This is a genomic window from Corynebacterium sp. HMSC075F02, assembly GCF_001838335.1.
Classification (GTDB): Bacteria; Actinomycetota; Actinomycetes; order Mycobacteriales; family Mycobacteriaceae; genus Corynebacterium; species Corynebacterium jeikeium_D.
Genome location: NZ_KV836310.1, coordinates 143,290 through 167,643, shown reverse-complemented (window position 1 = coordinate 167,643; position 24,354 = coordinate 143,290). Strand labels below are relative to the sequence as shown.

Annotated in this window: 21 protein-coding genes and 1 pseudogene; 9 read left to right on the top strand and 13 right to left on the bottom strand. The window is 56.2% G+C overall.

The genetic code is table 11. The features are described 5' to 3' along the window. Positions 1-12 precede the first annotated feature (12 nt). Genes HMPREF2920_RS04540 through HMPREF2920_RS04530 form a run of 3 tightly spaced genes read right to left on the bottom strand, consistent with a single transcriptional unit; the run spans position 13 to position 3,280 of the window. Positions 13-1,443 (bottom strand): ABC transporter permease, encoded by a 1,431-nt coding sequence (locus HMPREF2920_RS04540; protein ID WP_070854040.1) that lies wholly within the window; start codon positions 1,441-1,443, stop codon positions 13-15. Then, entirely contained in the window at positions 1,430-2,167 is a 738-nt protein-coding gene (locus HMPREF2920_RS04535; RefSeq protein ID WP_070854039.1) for an ABC transporter ATP-binding protein, read from the bottom strand. The genes HMPREF2920_RS04540 and HMPREF2920_RS04535 overlap by 14 nt, the downstream gene beginning before the upstream one ends. A gap of 9 nt (positions 2,168-2,176) precedes the next feature. Beyond that, positions 2,177-3,280, bottom strand: a complete 1,104-nt coding sequence (locus HMPREF2920_RS04530) for an efflux RND transporter periplasmic adaptor subunit (RefSeq protein ID WP_070652816.1) — start codon at positions 3,278-3,280, stop codon at positions 2,177-2,179. 360 nt (positions 3,281-3,640) lie between these two features. Here HMPREF2920_RS04530 and HMPREF2920_RS04525 point away from each other — a divergent pair, with 360 nt between their 5' ends. Next, entirely contained in the window at positions 3,641-5,170 is a 1,530-nt protein-coding gene (locus HMPREF2920_RS04525; protein ID WP_070603603.1) for a catalase, read from the top strand. Positions 5,171-5,394: 224 nt separating this feature from the next. Here the strand turns inward: HMPREF2920_RS04525 and HMPREF2920_RS04520 are convergent, their stop codons facing one another. The 9 genes from HMPREF2920_RS04520 to HMPREF2920_RS04480 all read right to left on the bottom strand — a co-directional run bounded on the left by HMPREF2920_RS04520 (position 5,395) and on the right by HMPREF2920_RS04480 (position 13,960). Beyond that, the gene (locus HMPREF2920_RS04520; protein WP_016421912.1) at positions 5,395-5,742 is read right to left on the bottom strand and encodes a hypothetical protein; all 348 of its coding nucleotides are present in this window, start codon (positions 5,740-5,742) and stop codon (positions 5,395-5,397) included. Between the two features lie 140 nt (positions 5,743-5,882). Further along, positions 5,883-6,191 carry a hypothetical protein gene (locus HMPREF2920_RS04515; RefSeq protein ID WP_016421913.1) on the bottom strand — a complete coding sequence of 103 codons (309 nt, stop codon included), beginning with the start codon at positions 6,189-6,191 and terminating at the stop codon, positions 5,883-5,885. 588 nt (positions 6,192-6,779) lie between these two features. Continuing rightward, on the bottom strand, positions 6,780-7,121 hold the full coding sequence (locus tag HMPREF2920_RS04510) for a monovalent cation/H(+) antiporter subunit G (RefSeq protein WP_016421914.1): 342 nt from the start codon (positions 7,119-7,121) through the stop codon (positions 6,780-6,782). A 24-nt stretch (positions 7,122-7,145) separates the two neighbouring features. Next, a complete protein-coding gene (locus HMPREF2920_RS04505; protein ID WP_005511667.1) occupies positions 7,146-7,436 on the bottom strand; it encodes a monovalent cation/H+ antiporter complex subunit F in 291 nt (96 codons plus the stop codon). Further along, entirely contained in the window at positions 7,433-7,915 is a 483-nt protein-coding gene (locus HMPREF2920_RS04500; protein ID WP_070854038.1) for a Na+/H+ antiporter subunit E, read from the bottom strand. Before HMPREF2920_RS04500 ends, HMPREF2920_RS04505 begins: the two co-directional genes overlap by 4 nt. Then, positions 7,915-9,468: a monovalent cation/H+ antiporter subunit D family protein gene (locus tag HMPREF2920_RS04495; protein WP_168163114.1), complete on the bottom strand. Its 1,554-nt coding sequence runs from the start codon at positions 9,466-9,468 to the stop codon at positions 7,915-7,917. The genes HMPREF2920_RS04500 and HMPREF2920_RS04495 overlap by 1 nt, the downstream gene beginning before the upstream one ends. 11 nt (positions 9,469-9,479) lie before the next feature. Next, positions 9,480-9,962 carry a sodium:proton antiporter gene (locus HMPREF2920_RS04490; protein WP_070546318.1) on the bottom strand — a complete coding sequence of 161 codons (483 nt, stop codon included), beginning with the start codon at positions 9,960-9,962 and terminating at the stop codon, positions 9,480-9,482. Beyond that, positions 9,959-12,865: a DUF4040 family protein gene (locus tag HMPREF2920_RS04485; protein ID WP_070546380.1), complete on the bottom strand. Its 2,907-nt coding sequence runs from the start codon at positions 12,863-12,865 to the stop codon at positions 9,959-9,961. Before HMPREF2920_RS04485 ends, HMPREF2920_RS04490 begins: the two co-directional genes overlap by 4 nt. Positions 12,866-13,453: 588 nt before the next feature. Then, on the bottom strand, positions 13,454-13,960 hold the full coding sequence (locus HMPREF2920_RS04480; RefSeq protein WP_070546320.1) for an SLATT domain-containing protein: 507 nt from the start codon (positions 13,958-13,960) through the stop codon (positions 13,454-13,456). A gap of 678 nt (positions 13,961-14,638) precedes the next feature. On the opposite strand from HMPREF2920_RS04480, the gene HMPREF2920_RS04470 reads away from it, so the two are divergent. The 8 genes and pseudogenes from HMPREF2920_RS04470 to HMPREF2920_RS04435 all read left to right on the top strand — a co-directional run bounded on the left by HMPREF2920_RS04470 (position 14,639) and on the right by HMPREF2920_RS04435 (position 22,967). After that, positions 14,639-15,469, top strand: a complete 831-nt coding sequence (locus HMPREF2920_RS04470) for a class I SAM-dependent methyltransferase (protein WP_070546323.1) — start codon at positions 14,639-14,641, stop codon at positions 15,467-15,469. 2 nt (positions 15,470-15,471) lie between these two features. Beyond that, entirely contained in the window at positions 15,472-15,825 is a 354-nt protein-coding gene (locus HMPREF2920_RS04465; RefSeq protein WP_049181708.1) for a cupin domain-containing protein, read from the top strand. A 105-nt stretch (positions 15,826-15,930) separates the two neighbouring features. After that, positions 15,931-16,440, top strand: a pseudogene (locus HMPREF2920_RS04460) (ATP-binding protein); the annotation flags it as partial. A 182-nt stretch (positions 16,441-16,622) separates the two neighbouring features. Then, positions 16,623-17,258 carry an MptD family putative ECF transporter S component gene (locus HMPREF2920_RS04455; protein ID WP_070546325.1) on the top strand — a complete coding sequence of 212 codons (636 nt, stop codon included), beginning with the start codon at positions 16,623-16,625 and terminating at the stop codon, positions 17,256-17,258. Beyond that, positions 17,255-17,980 (top strand): energy-coupling factor transporter transmembrane component T family protein, encoded by a 726-nt coding sequence (locus HMPREF2920_RS10990; RefSeq protein ID WP_049181703.1) that lies wholly within the window; start codon positions 17,255-17,257, stop codon positions 17,978-17,980. Before HMPREF2920_RS04455 ends, HMPREF2920_RS10990 begins: the two co-directional genes overlap by 4 nt. Next, a complete protein-coding gene (locus HMPREF2920_RS04445; RefSeq protein ID WP_049181699.1) occupies positions 17,977-19,446 on the top strand; it encodes an ABC transporter ATP-binding protein in 1,470 nt (489 codons plus the stop codon). Before HMPREF2920_RS10990 ends, HMPREF2920_RS04445 begins: the two co-directional genes overlap by 4 nt. 7 nt (positions 19,447-19,453) lie before the next feature. After that, positions 19,454-21,202: an ABC transporter ATP-binding protein gene (locus HMPREF2920_RS04440; RefSeq protein ID WP_070546327.1), complete on the top strand. Its 1,749-nt coding sequence runs from the start codon at positions 19,454-19,456 to the stop codon at positions 21,200-21,202. Beyond that, a complete protein-coding gene (locus HMPREF2920_RS04435) occupies positions 21,195-22,967 on the top strand; it encodes an ABC transporter ATP-binding protein (protein ID WP_070546329.1) in 1,773 nt (590 codons plus the stop codon). Before HMPREF2920_RS04440 ends, HMPREF2920_RS04435 begins: the two co-directional genes overlap by 8 nt. A gap of 489 nt (positions 22,968-23,456) precedes the next feature. Here the strand turns inward: HMPREF2920_RS04435 and HMPREF2920_RS04430 are convergent, their stop codons facing one another. After that, the gene (locus HMPREF2920_RS04430) at positions 23,457-23,810 is read right to left on the bottom strand and encodes a hypothetical protein (RefSeq protein ID WP_070546331.1); all 354 of its coding nucleotides are present in this window, start codon (positions 23,808-23,810) and stop codon (positions 23,457-23,459) included. Between the last annotated feature and the right edge of the window lie 544 nt (positions 23,811-24,354).

Here is a 24,354-nt window from a genome sequence, read left to right as displayed (position 1 = left end):
GGGGCTGAAGTGTTAGAAGCGGATGGCGTCGATGGGCTTGACGCGAACTGCAATGGTGGCCGGGATGATGCCCGCCAGCGCGCCCACGAACGTTGCGACTAACACGCCGATTACAGCGGCCGTGACGGGGTAGGCCACGGCGCCGGTCTCCAGCGGCAACGACAGCATCTTATCCAGCGGCAACTGCTTGACCGTGATGATCGAGGCAATCACGCCAACCACACCCGCCACCGTCGTGGCGACAATCGACTCCAAGAACACAGAGATAAAAATCCTGCCTGCTGACGCGCCCATTGCGCGACGAATGCCAATCTCACGGACGCGGTGGCCAATGGTGACAATCGAGACCGTGAGCAGCCCCAACGCACCAAGCGCGATCACGATGCCGCCGATAATGCCCAGCGCCGTAGTGATGGTGTTATTCATCTCCTGGGAAATCTCCGTGTCCTTCTCCGACAGGGAGGTATTCACCTTCCAGCTGGGGCCGAGCTCCGCCTGGAGAATATTGTGCAGCGCCTTCTGGTTCTCCTTCGCGGACTCTTCAGGCGTTGCGACGAGAAGTTGCGGCTCACCCACCGGCCCCTCGTAGCCGGCATTGAGGAAGGAATCGTAGTGCGTGACAATGCTCGGGGCATCCCACGAACCCAGAGACTTATATACTCCCACCACGGTGAAAGTGGTGTTGCCCGTTTCCTGCAACGTGAAGGTTGGGTGGTCGGCTAGCGCTGGGTTTCCCAGGCTCTCGTAGAACTGGTCGTTGACCACCACGGGGTTCATCAAGCGCTGGCCATCGGCATCTTCCAAGCGGCGTCCCTGCACGATGGTGCGGGCATAGATATCAAACCAACCGGGGTCAGCGGCAATCAGCTCCGGAGTGCCTGGCGAAAAACACTCGTAATCATCCGGTGCGCAGTCATCCATATTCTGCTCGGGAGTCGCTGGCTGCATGCGAACTCGTGACCACAAGTTGGCATGGGTGGTCTCCACCAGGCGATGCGTGGCAGTGGAAAAGGCGTCATTGATAGACCCGTCCGGGTTGATGACGCTCAAATCGTCCGGACCGTTTCCGCCGGTGCCCTCGCCGCCGAAGCTTCCAAAGCTATCGGCCATCGTGCCGGCGCTGCCGTCACCGAAGCCTCCGTCGCCGAAGTCGCCACCATCCTCAGAACCGGAACTACTCGCTCCGGCAGTCAACGTGACCGTTCCGGCGACACCCGTGCTCTGTGCGGTGACCGCATCCTGAGAGCTGGTGAGAATATTGCCAAGTGCAATAACCGTGGTCATCGCCCACACTGCGGCGGCCACACTGACCAGTGACAGCATGATGCGGCCACGGTTAATGCGCAGCTCATGCCACGCTTCCAGCAGAGCGCCGAGATAAGGCGTTGCTGCATAGAGGAAGGAAGGCCGTGACTTCGATTCTGTTTCTTTATTCGTCGTCATCAGCAGCCTCCTCGGAGCCGTGCATAGCGTTGGCAGCAGATAGCAGGACGGAGTCGGCGTGCAACTGACCGTCGCGAAGCTCAAGTGCCCGATCGCCGCGCTCGGCGACCTCTAAATCGTGCGTAATCACAATCAGCGCAGCATTGTTTTCCGTGGCGACTTCTTCGAGCAGATCCATGACGATCTTGCCGGTGTCGACATCGAGCGCACCAGTGGGCTCATCGGCAAGAATGAGCTGCGGTTGGCGCACGAGCGCACGGGCAATTGCCACACGCTGCTGTTCACCACCGGAAAGCTGCGAGGGCGTGGCCTCTAGGCGGTCTCCCAGACCGACGCGCTCCAGCATCGCGGCGGCGAGCTCGGTGCGATTCCAAAACTTCTCGCCTCGGTCGTACATCAGCGGAACCTCAACGTTTTCCAGCGTGGTGCGGGAGGGGAAGAGGTTGAACTGCTGGAAGACGAATCCCAAATTATCGCCCCGGAGAGCAGCGCGTTTCCTGTCCGACAAGGTGGAAATATCAGTGCCGTCAAACGTGTACGTGCCGGAATCTGGCAAATCGAGCATGCCAATGATGTTCAGCAGCGTTGACTTACCCGAACCGGACTGGCCGACAATGCTGAGGTGCTCACCGCGTGGCACTTCGAGGTCGATGCCTTTCAAAATAGGCAGCTCCTCGCCGTTGGGGAGCGTCACTGTTCGAGTGACTGCGGTCAAACTAAGCATGGCGCGGGCCTACTTTTCAGAGCCAGCGTCATCGCCGGACTCATCGAAGCCGGTGTCGCTGCCATCACCAGCGCCAGTGCCGGTGTCAGTGCCGTCGCCGGCGGACTCATCCTTGTAGGAAGGCACGTACTCCAAAACCTGTTGGCCTTCCTTCAGACCGCGCTTAATCTCGATGAAAGTGCCATCGTTGGCGCCCAGCTCAACCTTGATCTTTGTGGGCTTGCCGCCATCCTTAGCTGGAGCGTAGACGACACCTTCGCGGAAGCGTCCCTCCACTGCGGTCACCGGTAGTGCCGGGACCTCCGAGGTGGTGCCACTGCCAAGAATCAGCGTGGCAGGAACACCTTCGTAGACGGTCTGATCTGCGGGAATATCGCAGCGCAGCTGTGGACCGCCCGAGGAATTCCCAGCAGCGGCGGCCCCCATGCCAGCACCCTCTCCGGCGCCAGTGTTCTGCGAGCCCGCGCCACTTCCCGTGACCGTCTTCACCGAATCACACAAAAATGGTGCCGGGCCATCGGTGATAGCGAGGCGGCCATTGTTAATCGAGTCTCCCAGCGTGTACAGCTGGCTCGGCTTAATAGGCGCTACGGCGTGGAAGCTGTTCGGAGAAATCGTGCCAATCTCCTGGCCGATCTCAACCGTCTGGCCGATGACGATATCCCACTGCACAGTGCCAGAAGCCTTAGCGGTGATGTTTCCCCAGGTCACGGTAGTTTCGGGTGCGGCTGCTGCGGCGCCTTCTTCATCGGAATCCGCGCCGCCGGAGGTGCTGGCAGTCTCAGATACCGAGGTCTTCTTCACCTGGAGCAGGTTTTGCCCCTCTACGGCGTTGCCGCCGCTGTTGACATAGGCGTCAGTGATTTCACCGGAAGCGTTGGCGCGGATCACGGTGGGCTCGTCCGGGACGATGGTGGCAGACAGCTTCTGCGTGTTATTGATCCGCTGAGGGGATAGCTCCGTGGTGGGCTGGGAGAAATCACCGGTTGCTTGCGCATAGTCCTCGTCGTTAGCGGGGAAGAATGCGATCTTGAGAAGCGCAACGGTCGCCAGCAACGCCAGCGTGTACTTGAAGATTGTGAGCGCTTTTGCGCCCCTCCCTTGTTTTTTCATGTCTGCAGAAGTATCCGATCAGAATCCAAATTGACAGCGTGGTACGCGTGAAATCCTACCCTCAACGCCTGCGGGCAGTGGTAGTGCTGGCTATACCTTTTATTCAGTGCTGATAGGTATTGCATGAAAGCGCGGTAAGTGCTTTTCGACGGTCATTGTGTGCGGTTTTCGTGGAGGAAATTCTGCCCTTTTGGGGTCGGTTGTTTGTCGCTGATACAGCGAACCTAATCGGACTAATAATTAAGTCCACATATCAATCTCAGGCGACTAATAGGCAAAATATGAAACTTCGTGTAGGGTGGAAAACGTCAGGGCATGTTGTGACTGCCATCTAGCCCCTGTCTTTAGGAGGAAATCCCCATGTCCAATCTCTATGAAGGTTCCAATGGTCCGACCACTCGCCTCAACGGTGCGCCGGTTCCTACAGAGCAGCACTCGCTAACCAATGGCCCACAGGGAGGTATTAACCTCCACGACATCCACCTGCTGGAAAAGCTCGCTCACTTCAACCGCGAGCGCATTCCGGAGCGCGTTGTTCACGCTAAGGGCGCAGGTGCTTTCGGTGAACTGACGATCACCGAGGATGTTTCCAAGTACACCAAGGCTGCTGTCTTCCAGCCGAACACGGTCACGCCGATGCTGGCGCGATTCTCTACTGTCGCAGGTGAGCAGGGCTCCCCGGATGGCTGGCGTGACGTGCGCGGCTTTGCACTGAAGTTCTACACCGAAGAGGGCAACCTCGACATCGTGGGCAACAACACGCCAGTGTTCTTCATCCGCGATGGCATTAAGTTCCCGGACTTCATCCACTCTCAGAAGCGCCTGCCGGACACGGGCCTGCGTGATGCCAATATGCAGTGGGATTTCTGGACTGCCTCTCCGGAGTCCGCTCACCAGGTCACTTACTTGATGGGTGACCGCGGTATTCCGAAGGACTTCCGTCATATGGACGGCTTCGGTTCCCACACCTATCAGTGGATTAACGCTGAAGGGGAGCGTTTTTGGGTTAAGTACCACTTTAAGACTCGCCAGGGCTGGGAGTTCCTGACGGATGATGAAGCCGCCGAGCTGGTTGGCGAAAACACCGACCACGCTCGCCAGGATCTCTTCGAGGCAATTGAGCGCGGCGACTACCCAACCTGGGACGTCAAGGTGCAGATCATGCCTTACGACGAGGCCGCCAGCTACAAGGTGAACCCGTTCGACCTGACCAAGACCTGGTCCCAGAAGGACTACCCGCTGATTCCGGTCGGCCACTTCACCCTGAACCGCAACCCGGGCAACTTCTTTGCTGAGGTTGAGCAGGCCGCTTTCGCACCGTCGAATACGGTCCCGGGTGTCGGCTTCTCGCCGGACAAGATGCTGCTGGCGCGTGTGTTCTCCTACGCTGATGCGCACCGCTACCGCCTTGGCGTCAACAGCGATCAGCTGCCGGTGAACCAGTCTCGCTGCCCAGTTAATTCCTTCTCGCAGGATGGTGCGGCCACGTACTACTACTCGGATCCGAAGTTGCCGGTTCACGGCTCCAACGCCACTGCTCGCGGTCCGGAGGCCGATACTGCGGCTGCAGCTAAAGCTGCTGGTTGCCCAGTGCGCTCCGGTCACGCCGGCCAGGTCGATGCTGGTGCCTTTGGCCAGTGGGAGAGTGTGGGCGAAGAGTTCTACGCTGGCGCCTACGTGCAGCACCCTGAGGATGATGACTTCTCGCAGCCGGGCGACCTTGTTCGCAACGTGATGGACGATGCCGAGCGTGATCGCTTGGCGGACAACATCGTCGGTGCCATGCAGGGTGTTTCCCCAGAGGTGGAGCAGCGTGTCTACCAGTACTGGACCAACGTTGATTCTTGGCTCGGTGCCGAGGTGGAAAAGCGCTTCAAGGCAACGAAGTAAAGCAACCGCGTAGGGCTGTGCAGTAAAACCGCAGAGTAGAGCTGCACAGTCACGCGGTAGATCAAAGTAAATAGAAAAGCGTTAGCCCTGCAAATGGTTGAACCATCTGCAGGGCTAACGCTTTATTTAAAACTTCTGTCTGTGCATGACAGCCACGGCTTTGTGGTTGCCTGCACGCCGGCCCGGTTTGGGCGGCTAAGGAACAACCCTAAGTGTGAGCTGTTTTAGGCACCGATGCCCGGCAGGCTCGGGGAGCCGTTGAAAAGCGACTTCGGAGCAGCTGCAGCCTCGTCGGCTTCTTCGGCGGACTCGGACACCTCTCGACCCTGTTCGGCAGCGTCGGAGACACTATCAGCCTCAACGCCGGAGACGTGGGTGGAGTTGTCGTTGTGGGTGGACTGATCGTTCGTGATGTTGATGTCCATGAAGTCGCGGCCGAACGGAGCGTTCCAGTCACCGGTTTCCAGGAGGGTCAGGTCACCATCGATGGTCGGGTTAATCTCGAAGGTGACGTTGACGGTCGGGCCGGAAGGCATTGCTTCCAGAACCTCAACGATAGGAGTGACGTCCATTTTTGGTGTTCCTTTTAGACAGTAACGAAATGAAGAATATCGGTTTTAACTGAACAATAAACCGCAGTCTTTATTAGAGACTGGCGGTTTATTGTGTCAAGGATTGGCGGAGCTATTGTCCTGCCATGAAGCCCAGGAGCTTACTTGGCGCCGATGCCAGAGATGCTCGGGTTCAGGAAGTCGAACTTACGCTGGTCGGACTTGTCGACGGTGGTCTCCGGGTTCAGGAAGTCGGAAACCTCGACGTCGTGGGAGTCGTGGGTGGAGTGGTCGTCGGTGACGGAGATGTCCAGGAAGTCGTTACCGAACGGCAGGTTCAGGTCGCCACCGACGTTAGCGAAGTTGACGTCGTTGCCAGCCAGCTGCTCGAAAGCCGGCAGCGGGCTCTCGACGGTGACGGCCGGAAGGGCTTCGAGGATGGTTGCGATATCTTCTGCGGAGCAGGACATGAGAAAATCCTTAGGTTCTCGGGGGTAAAGATTTTGAGTCGCTCTTGGCTGACTCACAGAAATTAAGTTAACCGATGGGGCAAGGGGCTGCAATGAAAAAATAAGTGCCTCGATCCGCTTTCGGTCGGTTGCGTCCCTCAAAGCTCGCTCAAATTCGCCTAAAAACATTGGAAAGAGGGCGGTTTTGTGGTGTCTGTGACGACTCCGGCCTCTGCCTGAATATCGGATGACAAAAGCGTTGTTTTCTTAAAATTTACCGGGATTGCATTGATTGTTTTGTTCTTGGTGTCACAAAGGTGCAGGCAAACGGCAAATTCATCACAAATGATAACTAAGGGTTCCCTAAGTAAGGGAAACCAAAGTTTAGTAAATGGCAAAAACTGCCACTCAATTTAGGGGCATAAGCGGGGTTAACGAGCGGGCCATAGCCCATGAGAGGTACATCACATTGTGGGAGGCCAAAAGTGTGGGGAAATATACCCCCTTTTGGGTAGGCCGGGTGGCCTAAAGGGGGTGTCGGAGCGCGCTGAGGGGTCGCTGTGAAACTGGCCGCTAACGGTGTGTTCAGGACGTTTCCCGCGCCGCTAGCTACCGCTCCGGGACGTAGTCCTCAGCGGAGCCGTCACGGGCACCCAGCACCGCGCGTCCAAGTACTTCGGAGGCGACGGTAGCGACGACCAGGACAGCAACAATGGCCAGAATGGCGGTGAGGGTTTTGCCCCACGTCAGATCGCCCTGGTCGGCCTCTAAGACCAAGTTGGCAATCACCAGCGCGGGGATGCCCACCATGATTCCGGCGGAAAGTTGGTTCAACCGGCTCAGGGCATCTTTAGAGCGCCACATGGCCACGCCCGCCAGGAGCAGGTACAGAGATCCGCCAATGACCAGCACGGCAAACAAGATAGTTACAAGGATTGAAGCGATACTCATAGTGCGATTCGTCCTTAATCGGTCTTAGCGGCGGCCACGGGAAATAACTCGGGCCAGGCCCACGGTCGACAAAATGCCAAGCAAGCCCGCCAGCATTGCAATATCGAAAGTAATGGCTGTAGTCCGCAGCATGGCAGTTGTGAGGAACACTCCCACCATGGGGTAGAAGGCGGCGTCGGAAAGCACTGCGCGTGAGACATTGCCCTTGACCCGGAAGATCAGCACCACGCCCACAAGCAGCGCCACTGAACACAGAGCAATGCCAATGCCGCTAATTACCTGTACTGCGGTGGGATCGATCAATGTGTCATTCATGAGCGTGCTCCTTTGTCTTCGCCATTGGAGGCAATGCCATCCGGCAGTGGCAGACCATGGTCGACCTCAGCGGCAACACCGACGACGGCATCCGGGTCAATGAACTGGTCTGCGTTGTATTCCTCGAAGACAAATGCCTTCGGGCGGGGGACATCGCGGAGGTGGGGGACGAGGTGCTCCTCCATGTCGTAGAGGGAGTCGTACAGCGCGTCCAGGTCGGCACCGAAGATCGCGTGGATGATAAACAACCGTCCCGCATCGGTTTCACGGACGCCGCAGACCAGCGTGCCCGGGGTCATGGTGATGGACTCGGCAAAGAGAGTGACCTCAAGGTCAGACTTCACACGCAGCGGCAGTCCAATGAGCACCGGCTGCTGCTTCTGGTTCGGGCGCAGAGTATCGAGCACCACGTCCGTCGCAGCTACAACAACCTGCCAGACCAGCCAGAGGGAATAGCGGATAACGTGTAGAAACTTCATCAGTAAATACCTCCGATGGCGTTTTCAACTCCGCCGAGTGTGGCCTCGCGGTAGCCATCAATATTCAGCAGCGCATCGGCCGCGCCGGTGGTCGCCCAAGTGACGGCGCCGACCGCGACGAACATGGCCACGGAAACAATTGCCAGCATGGCGGACGGCGCAACCAGCGTTCCCGGAACACGAACCGAATCATCCACGCCCTGCATGGGTCGGCCCCAGAAGACCGCGCGCCACAGGCGAATCATGGCCAGCAGCGAGCCCAGTGAGGCAACGATGATTGCGGTGATCGCAACAATCGAGCGAGCATCGCCAGTGGCGGCAGAGGCAAAGACAATGCCCACCTTGCCCCACACGCCGGAAAACGGTGGGAAGCCCACAATGGAGAAGCTCATTGCCGCCATCACCCAGGCAACCGCCTGGTCGCGGCGAGCAAGCCCCGAAAGCCTAGAGAGCGTACCCGTACCGTAGGTCTCTTCCACCGCGCCGGAGCCCAGAATGAGGGCGCCGACAGTCACCATGTGGTGGATTGCGTAGAAAATACCCGCAGCCAGGGCAGCCTTGGCGCCGCCCCCGTCGTTAGCATCCGTGAACGCCAGCACAATCAGAATGAACGGCATACCCGTGACCATCTGGTAGGCCAGCACCTCACGCATGGTGTTCTCCGCAAGCCCAGCAAACGCGCCGACCAGCATCGAGATCGCCATGATGATAATGATCGGCCAGTGCCAGGAGGGATTCATGCCCACAATCACGACGTAAATGCGGAAGAGCATGTACACCGCAACCTTCGTGTGCACCGCAGAGAACAGTGCCATCACCGCAGGGCTTGTCGACGGGTACGTCCTCGGCAGCCATGTGTGCGCCGGAACCAAACCAGCCTTCACACACAGCGCAATGATGACAATGCCCAGCGCGACCACACCCGTGCCGCCGGGGCCGCCCTCGCTGGCCATGTCGGCCAGCATTGCGATGTTCACATTGCCCGCCGAGCCGTAAATCAGCGCGACACCAATCAGCAGCACCGTGGAGGTCAAGAGGTTGACCAGCACGAAGTTACGGCCAGCAGCCAGGCGGTGCCAGGTACCGGTTACCGCGATCAGGCCATAGGACGGCAGCAGCATGACCTCCATGAACACGAAGAAGTTGAACAAATCGGCAGTCAGGAAAGCACCCGACATACCGGACAACATCATCAGCGTCAGGGAGGGGAAGAACCGCGAAGTGTTTTCGCCCGCGACGTGGGCGAACCAGTTACCGATGGCAACCACAGCCGCGGCCACACCCAGCATCAGCATGGAGAACGTGTCCGCCAAGAAAGGAATCGAGATACCACCGGGGAACGCGCCCACACCGTGGCCGACCGGGCCGTTGTCAGCGACGTAGAACATCACCCAAAACGCAGCCAGCGACGACAGTGCCGGAACGGCGATGCCCATCGTCGCGCGCATCCACAGCTTCGGCAGAATGGCTGCGACCGCCGACAGAATCAGCGGCAGTGCCGCAAACAGCGGCAGTAGCGAAGACAGAGTTGAAGGGGACATTGCAGAGGTCATTGCAGAGGCTTCTACCATTTCTCGTCACCGCCGAATGTGGTCTCGCGCGGGAACTTATTCGGAGCCGAAGAGACCCCTGGGGTGCCGGTGACCGTGGAATCCGAGTCCGACGGAATGTGCTTACCCGCACGACGACCAGCCGTCGACAGCTGTCGCATAGCCTCGCGGTCCTCATGGATACGAGTGTCGTCATCGCGGCCCAAACCAGACAGAGCCAGCATGAACGCGGTGACGGCCATGGTAATCACGATGGCCGTCAGCACGAATGCCTGCGGCAGCGGGTCAGCCATCTGCTCGGCAGCGCCAGCGCCCGCAGTGGTCTCGTTGCCCAGCAGCGGTTCGCCGCGCCAGGCGCCGACACCCGTGGACAAAATAATCAGGTTGGCGGCATGGGAAATCAGAGTCATACCGATGATGGTGCGCAGCATGCCGCGCTGTAGCACCAGGTACGTGCCACCGCCTGCGAGGACGGCAGCCATGATGGCGATAATCACTTCTTGGCCTCCTCAACGGTGGCATGAGCTGGGGCGGGGGCTGGAGCGCTCTCCGCTTCTGAGGCGAACACGCCCATCTCCGGCGGCACCCGCAAGCTTGAGCGGTCTGAGTAGAGATCCTGCATCACATCGTCCGACCCGGTCACACCAGGACGGTTCGGGCCGCCCAGGAGATTCAGCGCGGTTGCCACAATGCCGATGACGGCCAGGTACACGCCGACGTCGAAAAGCAATGCCGTGGTGAGGTGCTGACCCAGGAACTCGCCGTACAGCGGTGCCAAGAACGACCCCTTGGCGAAACCGATGAAGCCCGTGCCGATAGCCGTGATGACACCCGCAGCGCTGAGCACTGCCGGGATCTTCTCGCCAAAGACCAGCTCGTCGCGGTCCTTGGACAGGTAAATCAGCATGACGGCAGCGGCGCCAATCAGCGCCGCGTTGAAGCCGCCGCCCGGAGCGGTACCGCCGCGGTAGAGAACCACAGCGGACAGGGCGAACAGAAGCGGAGCCAACCAGCGGACCAGCCAACGCATCATGATGGAGTTCAGAGCGGGCTCCGCAAGCGGGGAAGGCTGATCGAGCAGGTGCGGGAAGCGAGGCATAGACGTGACAACCGCCGCCATCGCGACACCCGCCATACCGAGAACCGCCAGCTCACCCATGGTATCGAAAGCACGGAACTCAACCAGGATCACGTTGACAATGTTGGTCTCGCCCGTGACCTTCTCAGTGTTATCGATGTACCACTGCGCGACCTCAGGCATCTGACGACGGCCAGTGAGGAACCACACCGCGCCGAACGTAGCCAAGCCCACGGCAACTGCCACAACCGCCGCCGAGGCACGGCGGTTCTTCGAGGTCTCAGAGAACGCACGCGGCTGGAAGCGCAGCACCAGCATCATCAGCACGACAGTCAGGATTTCCACCATGAACTGCGTCAATGCCACATCCGGTGCGCCCAGCAGGAGAATCTGCAGCGTGACACCAACACCGGTGACGCCGAGCAGCACAGCCGCCTGCAAACGGTTCTTCGCCCGAAGCGTGGCCCACACGCCAATCACGACAACAACCAGCGGAATCAGATCGGTCAGGTGATCGATGCCGTCGATCTTCGGCAGCACCGGAGCGCCCCCGACACCCGGAGCGATTGCAATAACCAGGGCGTACACCGCGAGCAAACCAAGCAGCGGCAACAGGTGACGCGATGGCTGATGCGAACGCGCCACCTTGCCCATCGCGCGCCCCACACGCTGCGAGACGCTCAGCGACGCGTTGATTGCCTCCACACCAGTGAACGGGAAGAGCTTGCGGTCTGCCATGACGGCGCCTACGCGGGCACGAGTGAAGATGAAGCCCACGCCGACAGCCAGCACAACCACAGAGATGATCAGCGGCACATTCACGCCGTGCCACAGGCTCAAGTGCGATTCCTGAGTCGTGCCAGCCGGAAGCTGACCGACCGTATCGGCCACGCGGTCCAGCGGGCGGTTCAAAATAGCGCCGGCAGCGAAGGCGGCTGGAAGGCTAAGCACGCCAGGGATGGCAGCCGGGAGCCACAGCGAAATTGGAGCCTCAGTGATGTGGTCCACGTTGCGCGGACCATCCACAAATGCACCGAACACCAAACGTGCCGAGTACGCGAAAGTACCAATCGCACCAATCGCCGCCACCGTCAGCAGAATGACGACACCGGTGTTGCTGAGCGGCGCACCTTCGAATGCGGTCAGCATGCCTTCCTTCGACATGAAGCCGAAGAACGGCGGAATTGCCGCCATCGATGCCGCACCGAAAATCATCGAGCCAAAGCTCCACGGCATCTGCTTCCACAGCGGACCGAGGCGACGAATATCGCGCGTGCCTGCCTGGTGATCAACCACACCAGCCATCATGAACAGCGAAGACTTAAACATCGCGTGCGCAATGGTGTGCACAACCGCAGCCATAATCGCGAACTTCGTGCCCACACCAATCGTGGCGACAATCCAACCCAACTGCGAGACCGTCGAGTACGCAATCAGCTTCTTCAGGTCAGTCTGCTGCAGCGCAAAGTAGGCCGTGGCAACAGCCGTCCACATACCCATGACGATCAGCAGCAACTGCCACACGCGCACGTCCGCGAAGACCGTGGAAAAACGCATCAGCAGGTAAACGCCTGCCTTGACGACGGCCGCAGCGTGCAAGAAAGCCGAGACGGGAGTTGCCGCCGCCATGGCCTCTGGAAGCCAGGCGTGGAAGGGGAACTGAGCTGCCTTCGTGAAAGCGCCCAGGGCCACCAGCGCGGCAATGAGGCTGCGCGCTGCCGGGTTGGCCTCCCACTCAGGCGAAGCCAAAACCTCGGTGAGATTCGTGGAACCGGTTAGCCACACCGCACCGCCGAGGGCGGCCAGAAGCAGCAGGCCACCGGTGAAGGTCAGCAGGAGTGTGCGCAACGAGCCCAGCTCGCCCGACGAGCCCGACCTCGCAATGAGCAGGAACGACGCCATCGAGACCAGTTCCCACCCGATGAAGAGGAGCATGATGTCGTCGGCAAGCACGAGGAGCAAAACCGCCAGCATGAACGCCGTCATCAGGACGTAGAAGCTCATCGCGGATTTCTTCGGCGGCAAATACGCGGTGGAGTAGATGAAGACTATCGAGCCCACCAACAGCGCCAAGAAGCTGAACACCATGGAGAGGGGATCGAGCTTCAGCGCAAACGCCGCGTTCAGTTCCGGGGACCAGACGCGGGACCAGGTGAAGGTGGTGCCGTCGAGAATATCGCCCGTTACACGCGAAAGCTGGACCACCGACGCGAGAAAAAACGCGACGATGGGCCAGCCTGCGTGACGACCAAGAAGCTTCACAAACAGCGGGGTCAGCGCCAGGGCAACCGCGACCAACAGCGAAACCGAAAGGAGGGTCAGGCTGTTGGCGGAAGTTTGGGCTGCTTGGGTGGCTTGAACTGCTTGAGCTGCTTGAGCTGCGAGCGTTGTTGCGTGCTCTGCGGAGCTGCTTGCTTGGGGGGTAATCGTTGCCGGGGCAGAAAGAACGGAATCTAAAGAATTCAATGTTGCCGATACGCCGCCGGACGCAAACTCAGAAGCCAATGTCTGGTCTGGTGGTGCGGTCGCCGACGGCGGACTGGCTGTAAAGGAGCTGGCTGATGCCAGAGCTGTTGCCAGGTGCGTCACTTGGGGGCTACTTTCACATTGCTGTTAAAAAGGTTCGTACTTCTACAGACTAACAGCCACGAAAATGCTCCACGCGGGGTGAAAGGGGCATTTGGGGGAGCGGGGAAAGGCTGTGCGGATGCAGTTTTCCTGGATCCAGTAGTGAATAAATAAATGAACGGGTGATGGGCGGCGGCGGTGGGCTGCTTCAAGTTAGTGACTGCGGTTATGGCAAAAATAGCCCTACCGGGTGCTGATTGTAGCTTGCGTTGTCAAGTTCGGGTTGAGGGGCTATTTCTGAAGTGCCTCCGGCAAAAGCTTGTTGAGTTCTTCTCTGGTGAATTACTTCAGTCCGTCCTCTTTTAAGGGTTTTTGGGCGGTACTGAAACTCTTATCATCGGTACGTTCCACATTGCAGTAGGCCTCAGCGGTCTCTGCTATCAGCACGTCACGACGCTTCCGGGCTTCGGCGATGTCGAGCTCTGGGAAATCTACCAGAAGGGACAAGTACTTTCGTATAAGGAGCCACAGTTGATCACCGGCTTTGCGGTGTCGTGCTGCCTTGGCTCCGATCTCGAGCCGGAAGCTGTACGAGTTGAGAACCAGCAGGAAGAAGGTGATAACCGCAGTGATGGAGGCTATCCAAATCTGCAGGGTAAAGAACACTCCTACCAGTCCAGCGGCTGAAAGCGCGGACAGCACAATCTGGGCCACTTTGATACGGTGTTCGGTCCGGGTGAGTCGTGTGCGTTGCTCTTCTTGTGCAGCGTGAGAGTAGACTACGCTCCCATATCCATTCTCAATTTGTGAGTAGAGCACGTCGCGTTCATGCTGCTGGGAATTTGTCAACGTAAATCAACCTCCACATCTGCGCTGGTTCTGGGTCGTCGCTATAAACGGCACGACGGCTGATGTCTGCGTAGAGCTCCGACTAGAAGTGTGTAGAAATAGTGATTTTGTGTCACGCCAGGTAACACATTCCACGCTTCGCGAATTTCCTGTTCTGTTTTCTATATGGTTTCCGACAACTCATAGATGTTGCGAGTGAGAACAGCGAATAGGGGGTTATTTCCAACGTGGTACGGGTACTTTACGGTCGCAGGATTATTCAGACGGTTTTTACGTTCTGCATTGACAGCACTGGCAGCGTCCAAGTTGGTCTTATGAAACAAGACACGCAGCGGCTTGTAGGTTCCCATCATCTTATTCCTAACGTTTTATCGACCATGTTTCGAAGTTGCAAAAGAACAAGATCTTTAGCAAATAGCACACATTCAACTAAGCCCTATTTACAAAACTTCCATTTTTGCAAATATGCCCAGATTTTGGGGCCCCAGAAAAACCGAGGTGAAGATTTTTGTGGGCGGCGTTGGAGATCGCTCGCATATGGCGACTCGCTCCCTCGTTATGTTTGTAATACGTCTTTCCAATGGTGAGGGCGCTGAGTGAGTCTGCGCAATCCTCTCTAACAACACAACACGACCCTTAGGTTAGACTTGCCTAAGTGGCTCTGGTAATGTTGGTATTATGGGCACAAATAAAAATGAACCCTGCCTTCCGCAAAATGACCGGTCAACTCATGTTGCGGCAGGCCATTGGGTGCTTGCACGGGCTGGCAAGCGAGTTTTACGCCCGGGCGGATTGAAACTAACGAATCGATTGTTGGTTGCGGCCGATCTATCTGGCAAGAAAGTGTTGGAATTCGCTCCGGGATTGGGACGTACGGCCATGCTCATGCTTGAGCAAGGAATCGCCTCCTACACGGGCGTGGATCAAGATCCAGATGCCGTCGCACGAGTGCAGGCCGTTGTTGGGCCGAGGGGCACAGTTGTAAATGCCAATGCGCAAGACACCGGCCTTGAGTCCGAATCAGTTCAGGTTGTGGTTGGTGAAGCGATGCTGACCATGCAAGGCGATAAAGGCAAGCGAGGGATCATCGCCGAAGCGTTCCGACTGCTTAAACCAGGCGGTTGCTATGCGATCCACGAACTTGGACTCACCCCTGACAGCATAGACGCGGCGCTTGCGGACCAGTTGCGACAGCGCCTAGCCCGCACGATTAGGGTTAATGCTCGCCCTCTTACTTGCAGTGAATGGTGCGGATTGTTAGAGCAGGCGGGTTTTTGTATCGAGTGGGTGGGGTATGAGCCGATGGCTTTGCTATCCCCACGTCGTAATCTAGCCGATGAAGGCATAGTCGGAGTTGCGCGAATTATGCGTAACGTTGCGCGTGATAAGGAGTTGCGTCGCCGTATATTGGATATGCGCGCAACGTTCAACGAATACCGCGACAGTTTAACCGGCATCGCTATCGTCGCGCGCAAACCCGCCGCTAACCTGGAAGCAAAGGAGAGCTGATTATGACTGAACTCAAACCATCATCAGCCGGCGCACTGGGGTTTATTGAAAACCTTGCGCAGCGCGTTGAGTATTGTCCGAACTCAACCACTTCTACAACGCTAATGCGCGCTGAAGGGGTGAACGTGGTGTTGTTCTCGTTCGACGAGGGAGAGGAACTATCCGAGCACACCGCCGCGATGCCAGTGATTGTTCAAGCCCTTGAAGGTGAAATCGAAATCAGCGGGGACGGTAAAACGGTGACGTTGCGTCCCGGTGGAATGGTGCATTTTCCTACGCGCCTACCACATGCGGTTAAAGCACTAACCAAAGCAAAAATGGTGCTTTACATGATGAGCCGACCACCGGCGAACTAAGTAATTGACGTCAATTCGCGCAGGAGCGGACCTGTTCTGCCCGCTCCTGCGCGTTGACTTTAAGCAGTATTCAAAAGGGTGTGGCCGACCAAGCTGCTTTAGTGCATGTTGCACACAATTGATGATGAAGTGATGCGGGCGAAAATGCGCAAACTCCGCGTATCTACATTTGCGGATATCTTCTACGAGATCGTCAGCGACGAAGCCTATGCCGACCCCTGCCAGAAGACATTTTCCTCGCAGCAGTCGACGAAGCCTATGCGCAACGCCAACAACGCAATATCGCCAAAGCAATCAGCCTAGCCAAGTTCCGCTACTCCAAACGCCAGCCTGGCTGAAATTACCAGGGCAGAAGAACGAGGTATCAACCTGCGGCAGTTGAAGAGAATCGCGGCAACGAACTGGCGGTAAAACCCAACCAACATTCATATCCTCGCCCCGACTGGGGCCGGCAAAACATATATTGCCTGTGCTCTTGGTGTTGCGGCCTGCCAAGCAGACTACTCGGTGGCCTACTACCGGCTAGATCAGCTCGTTGACATGTTGGCGGTCTTCTCACCGACTGACCAAACCTATCTCAATCTGATGCGCAAACTGATCAACATTGATGTCTTGACCTGGGCCGATCCTAAAAACCAGCCCGACCCATAGTTATTCTATGATCCCTAAAACCGCTTATCTGCATTCACCCCCATTAACGGTGAATCTTCAGATCAAAACTAGAAACAGTATATAAAAAGTATTATACATCTTAGGTGAGCCTTACCTTGCTTACTATTCAGGAATCGAGGTTTACTATGACCCAACAGTCCTCTACGTCCACACGGAGTACAAGCTCATCCAGTGGGTTGACGGCACGTTTAAACACCAGAGATCTCATCAACGCTGGCATCTTTGCTGCACTTTACTTTGTGATCACCTTTGTAAGCGGAATGATTGGATTCGCAGGACCACAATTCATGTTTATTGGATGGTTCATCGCGGCAATCGCAAACGGAATCGTGCTAGCGCTTTATGCCGCCCGCACGCCCAAAATGGGTGCTTTCACCCTCGTCGGTGGTATTAACGGACTAGCATTCATGCTCACCGGACACTACTTCTGGACCCTGCTGGGAAGCATAATTCTAGGGTTTATCGCGGATTTGATTATTACAAAAAGCCACCTCAGTATTGCCAAGTCCTTCCCTATTGCCTACGGCGTCTTCTGTGTCTGGATTTCTTTGCCTTTTATCCCGCTAATTCTGGATACGGACTCCTACTACGTCGATATCGCAGACCAAATGGGGCAAGAATATGCCGATGCTATGTCGGATATCTTCCAGCCATGGACCATTGGAGTACTGGCCATTTGTGCGCTCATCGTCGGCTTTATCGGCGGAAAGGTCGGAGTTCGCGTCAGCCGCAAACACTTTGAAAGCGCTGGTCTCCTGTGAGCCTGCAAAAACAGGGCGTGCTTCGTCGATCTTCGATCGATCCACGGACCGTGCTGCTTTCTGTTCTAGTAATCAATGCGGTAGCTCTCAGCCACGGCCACCTACCGACACTGCTGATTTCTATCGCCTTCAGCTCCATCGCACTAGCTACAGTAAAGCCACACTATGGTCTTATTTGCCTGTGCGCTTTTGCATTATCCTATCTAGGGTATTGGGGCCTATTACAGCTTCCTGGCTCCACATTTTTCGCTTTTTCAGCGGCAATTTTTTCGTGGCTAAGCCGTTTTGTCATCAGCATGTCCATCGGCGCATTCGGCTTGCTCACTCTCACACCATCCACGTTGACCTCAGCACTGCGGGACCTGCGTTTACCAGGCTGGGTCACCATTCCACCGGCGGTATTCCTGCGCGTTTTGCCGATCATCGTGGCAGAAGCCAAAGCCATCCGCGATGCCATGGTCCTTCGGGGTCTCCAGCCTGGAGTAAAAAGCTGGATCACACAGCCCACACAATCGTCCGCGATGCTGGTCATCCCCTTATTAGGTGCCGTCGTCCGCGCTGGTGATGAGCTCGCTGCCTCTGCTCTTGTCCGGGGATTGGGAGGACCCGCACGCCCAACCACCACCGCCGATCTTTCCTTCAAGCTTGTCGATGCAACTGCACTAGCTGGGTTGGGCCTCGTTGTTGCCTCTGTCTGGCTTCCCACGGAGGTCCACTTATGAACGAACGCAGTATCGCAACCAGTGTAGACGCCCACAACGTTTCTTTTACATATCCATTGGGAGCTCGACCAGGCATTCAAGGCGTATCTGATGTGTCTTTTTCTGTCTCTCCAGGACAGTGTCTACTGATTACCGGTGATTCCGGATCGGGAAAGTCCACGGTACTCAAGTTGATCAACGGACTCATCCCCCATTTCAATCCAGGAGAGCTACTAGGCACCATCACTATTATAAAGGATGACCAGGCTTTTACCCCTGCGGAAGAACCGCTGTCCCGAGCCATCGAGTTCAGCGCCTCAGTATTCCAGAATCCAAGGACACAATTTTTCACTGAAAGCGTCAATGCAGAATTGGCCTTCGGGCTAGAAAACCTTGGTGTAGATCCCAAAGAAATTGAGTCGAGGATTCAATCAGCGGTCGAGCTACTAGGCATTAACGATCTTCGGGGCCGGCGATTCAAAGAATTATCCGGTGGACAGTTACAAACCGTGGCATGCGCATGCGCGCTTGTGTCCCCGGGCAGTCTCGTGCTTCTCGATGAACCCACGTCCAATCTCTCCATGGAAAGCATCGATATTCTTGCACGCGTGCTACACCGCTTGAAGGAATTAGGCACAACGATCATTATCGCTGATCACCGCCTCTTTTTCTTAAAAGATATCGCTGACCAAGTTATTTACTTGACTCAGGGAAAAATAACGCGGAGTTTCCACGCTCAGGAGTTTTATGCCTTAGACGAACCCGAACGCAAACAATTGGGGCTACGCAGCTTACACCACGTTCCCCTGCCCGCGAGCGTGCCGGTACCACCCACGCTCGAAAACGCCGATCCCCAGCGGAGCGGACTCGAGCTAAGCAACATCTGTTTTTCTTATGGCACACATGAGGTGTTAAACATTGACCACGCATTTTTCCCCAGCGGCGAAGTCACCGCCTTAATCGGGCCCAACGGCGCTGGAAAAACCACTCTCGCTAGGATCATTTGTGGTCTTGCTTCTCCCAAACGCGGCGGTAGTCTCCGTTTGAACAGCAAACGAGTAGGAGCGGCTGCCCGCAGACGTGCCGCGTACATGGTGATGCAAGATGTTGGCCGCCAATTATTCGCAGCCACCACCGAAGAAGAAGTCACGCTCGGACTGGCAAAGAAGAAGCGGGACCACATCGATGTCAATGAGATTCTCCATCGCCTCGATCTGGCAGGAATGGCTCAACGGCATCCGCAGTCTCTGTCCGGTGGGCAACGGCAACGCTTAGCCATAGCTTCAGCCCAAGCCGAGCAAGCAGCGATCTACATCTTCGATGAACCTACCTCTGGCGTGGGCTGGCGCCAACTGCAATCCATCTCTGCGCTACTTCGATCTCTTGCAGCAAGCGGAGCAGTGGTCATCGTCATCACCCATGACCACGAATTCATCCAAGAATCAGTCACCAGAATCATCGATATGACTGACATCAACAAGAATTGAGAAAGAAATGTCTGAGGTAAAACAAAGTTCCACAGAATCAAGCGGAACCCACGCACCAGAATCACACGGTGCGTCACCGGAAGAAGAGGCTCGCGCAAAACTAAAAGCCGGCCAGGTCGCTCTAAAAAAGCTACTGGCCCCAGTGCAAACAACCATCTACTTCGCACAGTTTCTCGCGCTTGTATCCTCGGTACTCGCCGTAGCACCCTACGTCGCGTTGGTGGCACTGGGAAATGCTCTAATCGACGGCAATACTGATGACGTCGCGTCCATTGTGAAATGGCTACTTGCTGCATTTTTGGGCCAGCTATTCTTCTATTTCCTTGCTCTTGCGATCACCCACTTCGCTGATGCGAAGCTGGTGGGGATTAACCGGCGCCGAATTATTACCGCTATTGCGAAAGCACCACTCTCGTGGTTTAGCCAGACTAATTCCGGCAAAGTTCGCAAAGCCGTCGAGGACGATACGTTAACTCTGCACACCCTGACAGCCCATGCTCCTGTAGAGCAGGTTGCCGCGATTTTTACGCCCCTCGCGCTTCTGGTTTATGCCTTTATCTTGGATTGGCGCCTTGGTCTACTTTCTATTGCCACTGTGCCCATTTTCCTAGCAATCCAAGCGTATTCAATGAAGGATATGGGCACAAAAACTGCGGAAATGGATAATTATCTGGGTGAGGTCTCTGCGACTGCGGTGGAGTTCTCCGAAGGTATTTCCGTCGTCAAGGCTTTCGGCACCGTTGGCAAAGCCCACGCTCGATATCGCGAAGCTGCCCAAAAATTCGCGGAATTCTATTACGAGTGGGTACGTCCGCTTCTGCGTGTTTCCGCAATCTCAGAGTCTGTGGTGGCGGTTCCTGTCCTCATTCTTATCAATGTAGGAGTCGGTTCCCTGCTGATAGCTGGTGGCTATGTCACGGTCGCTGAAGTCATCGCAACAACGTTGATTGCGCTGGTGATCCCGGGCACGATTCAAACCGTCGGCCGAATGTTGTGGTCTTACCAGCTCGCTGGCAATGCGGCGTTGCGCCTTGATGAAGTCATGACAATTTCCCACGTGAAAGAAGGCTCAATGAGCCTCGATGCCAGTAGTCAAGACATGGAGGTGGAGTTCCATGAGGTCAGCTTTAGCTACGCCCCAGACGCACCAGTCCTCCAAGGCTTTTCTGCGCAACTAAACGCAGGCACTGTCACGGCATTGATTGGCCCCTCCGGGTCTGGCAAATCCACAGCAGCAACGATGCTGGCGCGTTTCCAGGATCCAGATTCGGGCACAATCACTATCAACAACGTGGATATCCGTGATCTCACTTTCGACAGTTTGTACCGCACTGTGGCTTTCGTCTTACAAGATCCTCACTTACTGCGCATGAGTATTCGGGAAAACATTCGCCTTGCACGCCCAGAAGCTCGCGATGAAGAGATCTGGCAAGCAGCAGAGGCCGCGCACATAGCTGCTGATATTCGCGCTTTACCGGCTGGGCTCGACACCGTTGTTGGTGAGGACATCTCTTTATCCGGTGGACAACAGCAACGTATTTCTATTGCACGGGCAATTATTACCAATGCCCCAATCTTGATCCTAGATGAAGCTACTGCGGCAACTGATCCTGACTGCGAAGCAGAAATTCAAGCAGCTCTAGCCACACTCGTCAGAGGCAAGACCGTCTTGGTCATCGCCCACAAGCCGGAGTCCATCCAAGGCGTAGACCAAATAATCTGCCTCGAGCCTATGAAGGATAATTCTCATGTCTAATGCCACTACGCCTGCTAGTTCGCGTCTTCTTGATCCGCTACTCACTCGCAGTGTCAAAAAGCTGCAAAGTCCTGTAGGCCATAAGCTCAATAAAAGGCATGCTTGTCTATCGCTTATCGTTGGCGTGCTTGACGGCCTCGCTGTTCTCACGCTCGTGCCACTTACAAAGGCACTCGATGGGGATACGACGATCGCACCATGGATGTGGATTCTTTTGGCAATTGCGCTCGTAGCTTTTGCGCTACGATTTTTCGCAACCATGGCCTCTTACCACACGGCCTTGGATTTCATCCGAACCGCGCACACGACTGTGGGTGATAAATTAGCAACGCTACCGCTCGGCTGGTTCGTACCGGCTAATACCGGCGGCCTATCTCGCCTCGTCTCAGATCGCTTTATGGTGGCGGCCGAGACCATTGCGCATACTCAAGGAACGATATACCGCGATAGCGCGGCACTTGTCACCTTGTTAGTAGGAGCGTGTTTCTGGAACCCGAAGCTGGGCTTGGTCCTTCTTATCATCGCACCATTGGCGCTCGTGGTGATGCAGTTGGCTGCATGGATTCGTAAGAAAGCATCGAACCGCGCACTCGGGCCGAGTAAAGAGCTCTCCCAGCGCATCGTAGAATTTGCTAACCGTCAACCAGCCCTGCGCGCGGCAGGACAATCACAAGTTTTTGCGCCACTAGAGCAAGCGCTAGAAATCGACCATAAAGCACGAATACGCGAGCTATGGGTATCCACATTAGCTTTGCTACTCAACGGCATAGTAGTGCAGATCTTCATCGTGGCTCTCATTATGGTCTCCGCGGATCTTGCCGTTGAAGGCGCCCTATCGCCACTAGAAACAATTGCGATCATCGGAATCAGCTTGAGGTTTACCCGCACGCTTGAGCAGCTGGGTTCTTCTTTCGTCGGTTTAGACGCAGGTCGTATCGCGCTCACAGAAACTGAGCTCATCACCGATGCCCCTTCCCTGCCAGAACCCACTACTCCGCGCCCAGGCGATGGTTCGGGAAGTGTAGAGCTGCGTAATGTCACGTTTGGATACGGCGATAAACCAGTATTGGTAGATATCGCTTTCCGTGCTCGACCAGGCACCGTTACCGCCATTGTCGGTCCTTCTGGCTCCGGAAAGACCACAATTGCGCGCCTTATTTCGCGATTCTGGGATGTAGATTCCGGGGCGGTGATGGTTGACGGCGTAGATATCCGCGAGCTTGGAACCGAACAGTTAATGTCCAGACTGTCCATGGTCTTTCAGGATGTCTACCTCTTCGACGACTCGTTAATCGCTAATATCCGCGTTGGTCGTCCCGACGCCTCCGATGAGGAAGTCTTCCGCGCAGCTGATCTTTCAGGCGTGACTTCTATTGCCAACCGCCTAGGGTGGCATACTCCTGTTGGTGAAGGCGGGCGGCTTCTATCCGGTGGTGAACGCCAGCGCGTATCTGTAGCTCGCGCGCTTCTCAAGCAAGCGCCGATTGTACTCTTTGATGAGGCTACTTCCGCGCTCGATGCAGAAAATGAGGCAAACATCCTTGCTGCGATGGACGAGCTACGGGAGCAATCTACTTTTATTGTCATCGCCCATAAGCTGGATACAATCAAATCTGCTGATCAAATCGTAGTCTTGGATGAACACGGGCAAGTCAGCCAGCTGGGCACGCATTCTGAGCTTTCCGTTGTCCCCGGTATCTACCGTCACTTCTGGCAGCAACGCAAAGCAGCACGCGGGTGGAAAATCAGTTCGGGACGCGATTAACGCGGGAACCGAGATCGGCGTTGTTTGCGGGGGGCACCCTTCTCCCCCGCAGCACGGCGAACCCTAAGTGCACCAACAAAGCCCAGAGCGAGGAATGCGGTGGCGGCGACGAGCGACCACTGCGCGGCGTTGGCCATGCCTTCGCTTAAGGCCCGCACCGCTGCCCCAGGAGCACGGTGCTTTGCGTTGCGGAGGCTTGCCCGGAGTCATCGACGGGAATATCCCGCAGCACCGTGCCTGTCAGCTGCGCGGAGGCGAACCAGAGGCCCAAACCCAGGAAGGCACTCAAACCACCCGGTCCTAAAAACTAGCCCGGCCCAGATGCTGGTTAATTTCGATCCTGTATAAAATCACCGATTCTCCGTGCGATGGATTCGAGCGTCCCATTTCCAGACGGCGAAATGTTCTCCATTCGTCCTTTGCCTTCGCTAGGTGAGGCTAAATCTAACCTAACGGTATCAGCTGCGAAAACCCGTTGATTGATGAGGCCTACTGCTTTTTAATTGCATGTTCGATCGCCAATTCAATTCGAGTCCAATTTATGAGTTTTATCGCTTGAGGCTGCACCCATTCTTCGACGCAGGCTGGGAATTCCGGCGTGGTGCAGCGACGGTCTGTTAATAGACCATCTTTGGCTTCGTGTAGTAGGTGCTTTACGGTATTATGCGCTTGCTTGAGTAACTCTAGCTTTTTAGCAGCATCAGGTAGCTCAGTGGCAAAGAGCTGTTCTTTCAAATCCGGAGGCCAAAGTGACTGGGAGTTGTTCTCGAAATCATCGAAGTATGTAAATGGATCGAATCCGATCCATTGTGAAACCTCATCAATGAATGAAGTGATTGCCACCTGAATCGGAATTAGAACCCCTTTAAGTGCTTCATTCGTGAGTTTTTAATAAGTCTTTGGGGTGGGGGATTTCGCTAGTTCGTTGAGTGCGGTGGGGCACTGGACATCAAGGTGCTGGTAGCACCTTCAAGCGAGGATCCGTCTCGTGTGATGACGTCTGGATATGTGGGGTAATTGCCATGGAACAACCACTTCTGGATGTTCCCTTCGGAACTGTTCCGATCGGCTCCGGACGGTAGTGGGCGCTTTTCCATTCCCAAGGATTCCCACGGTGTGACGATTGCCTGAATTGGTACTTGGTAGGCAACGGACAGCTGAACGAGTTCCTCAATGGTGATTGCTCTATCGTCGTTCTCGATTTTTTCGAGGATGCTGACAGCGAGTCGAGAGGTCCGAGCCGTGCAATGGCTCAATCTTGGGGCAGACCTCGAATTTCTCGAAGACGTCGAAGCTTGATGCGGACGACAAAGGAGCTCAAAACCTGGGAGTCGTGACGGCCGGTTCGTTGTGCACGATCTGCGGCATAGTGCGGCTTGTAACTGGC